The following is a 2,519-nucleotide window of genomic DNA, read 5'->3' on the forward strand; positions in this document are numbered from 1 at the left end:
TTAGAATTATTAACATAAATATTCAGTGGTGGTAATGAATAATTCAAAAACTGATTTGAAAGGAATCACTAACATTCTTCACTCCTGATTCCATTTGTAAATAATAGAGAGCTCACTCAATGAAATCGATTTCATTAACTTTATAAGGAAATGATACATTTTTTTACTGCAATTGTAAACTATATTTTTGTTTATTTTGAAAATTCTGATCTACAGTTTAACTAACAGCGGTTTATTATCATTAGACAAATCAGATAAATAAATGAATTTTAGAACGATCCTACTCACCTTTCGATTCTTTAGCTGCGATAGTTCCGCCAATCAGAATCATACCTCAGTATTTATGTTCCTATTAATAATGATAGAAAAGTAACTACTTATTTCTTATTTATTATTAATTTGAGACTAAAACATTATTTTCCTTATTAAATACCTTGTTTTGTAAACGTATTTGAGACTGAAAATGGAGTTTTTACGATTTTCCCTTTTCATTAATCTTAGCTATGCTGAAGTCATTAACAGGAAGTGACTTTGATAGTACTAATATTGTAGGGACTTAAAAAGGGGATGAGAACATGGCTGAAGGTGTAAAGATTATGGATTTTTCGTTTGCTATTCAAATTAGTGATACGAATCTGAGGAACTTGCTTTCTAGAATGGGGGTAGAATGGTACGGAGTATAAATTAAAAAGGATTAAAAAAATACTCTCCAATTGTCAGGAAGAGCTGCAAGATAATGTTGAAAATATGGTGATAGATTTCATAGTAGAAGAGATTGATAAGCACTGGAAAACGAATGATTATTGGTAGTAGGTGAGAATAGAGCTTTTAAAATGCCACCAATAGTCACAACATAAAACTCCCATTTTAGTGGAGGCTTTTTAATTAAAGAATAATAGTCAGGTAATCTTAGGATACATGCTAAGGGCAGTCATTTGTTGGTTTTTTAGGAGTGTGTCATCTATTGAATAGCTCACAGTGCGTTCCGTTCGTGTATTTGTGCCTAAAAGCGGTTGATGCGGTCCGTAGATTAACCAGGTCGTCCTCCAATTTCAGGAGATCGTTTGTTCTACACTATCCGAGTTGAAAGAATTCTTATAAATGCAAAGACCGATGGTTGTTTTTCTGGGAAGCTCATTGTTCCCTTGAATAATGGCCCCGTTCTCCTTCATGAAAGAAAGCAGAGTTTTTCAACACCAGCACCTAATTCTCTTTTTTGTAGATATTAAGTGTATTTCCTTGGCCAATGATAAACTTATTTTCAAGAAAATACTTTATTAAGGAATAAAGATGTATTTTGTTGTAAAATTCTATTTTTTTGAGTTTACCGTCGAATATTTCGAAAACGTCTTTAACATTAATGATCTTTCTTTTATTAAACTCTTGATTTAAGTAGTATTCGATCTCCCAAATAAGAGTGGTATCAAACTTTAAACTATCAAAATACTCAAAAGTTAACCTGTCAACTAGCAATAAGCTTTTTGCATTCCTGATTCGTGCATTGATCGATCGGATACTAGCGCCAAGCTCATAATTAAGATGTCGTCTTGCCAACGCTTCCAATTGTGCAACTCCATCCTTATCTATTCGCAGTGGCTTGTTGACATAATGTTTAAACAGGTAAGTTAGGAGGTCACTATCTGTGAGTTTACGATTAGAGTATATATCACCGTATTTAGTATATTTTTGTGTCCCAATTACTGTTTGGATCATTTCCAATGATAGATTGTCTATTCCAATCGAATTGAATACTTTCTCGAATTGTTGCTGATATTCAAATAAGTTGAATATTCCCGGAAGGTCTTTTAAAAAATTTTCTATTTAAAGAACAAGAACGATTTTTTAGTTAACATAACCCCTGATCTAGGAAGCTGGCCTTGGGCCGGCTTTTTTATAAAGGATTGGTTTTACCTAGATATTTGTTCAATATATGGATATATGTAACCTTGGTATTCTTCAGTTAGACCATCTGGTAAATGATTAAGACTAAAGAACTGGATATCTATTGATTCAGATTTATCAACTTCTATAGTCCCCTTTAAATCACTCGAATAATAAACAGCTGTTACAGAATATAATTCATCTCCATTAGCGACTTTAAAATAATATTCATTTCCAGAAAATACACCTAATAATGTTAACTTACCAATGGTAAGTCCAGTTTCTTCTTTAACTTCTCTTTTTGCGGTCTCCTCTAAACTTTCCCCCAATTCCATTAAACCACCTGGTAATCCCCAACCGCCGTCATTTCTATGTTGTAGTAATAGTTCATTATTGTCGTTCATAACCAAGACAACGGCCCCAGTTAGTATTAGAGGTATGTGTCCAACCAATGCTCGTAATTCTCTTACATAATCCATAAGGTTATTCTCCTTTTTCTTTTTAAAAGTATTTAATTCTAAAAGGTAAAGACTTTTTCCTTATCCAACTCACCTGCACCGATAGTTGAAAAGGGTATTCTTTTCCCTGGATTTTGAATGTATGATTTGTGTAAGAATCTTACATTCAAAAGGCTACCA

Annotated in this window: 1 protein-coding gene; it reads right to left on the reverse strand. The window is 32.8% G+C overall.

Annotated elements, in window-relative coordinates; translation table 11 throughout:
• Positions 1-1,907 precede the first annotated feature (1,907 nt).
• Positions 1,908-2,360, reverse strand: a complete 453-nt coding sequence (locus WYK_RS06035; protein WP_040373662.1) for an NUDIX hydrolase — start codon at positions 2,358-2,360, stop codon at positions 1,908-1,910.
• Positions 2,361-2,519 lie beyond the last annotated feature (159 nt).

Origin of the sequence: Peribacillus psychrosaccharolyticus ATCC 23296 (genome assembly GCF_000305495.1) — a bacterium.
In the GTDB taxonomy this organism is placed as follows: domain Bacteria; phylum Bacillota; class Bacilli; order Bacillales; family DSM-1321; genus Peribacillus; species Peribacillus psychrosaccharolyticus.

Excerpts from the sequence above, each read along its gene's own strand:
- WYK_RS06035 (WP_040373662.1), bottom strand. The coding sequence starts at position 2,360 with ATGGATTATGTAAGAGAATTACGAGCATTGGTTGGACACATACCTCTA.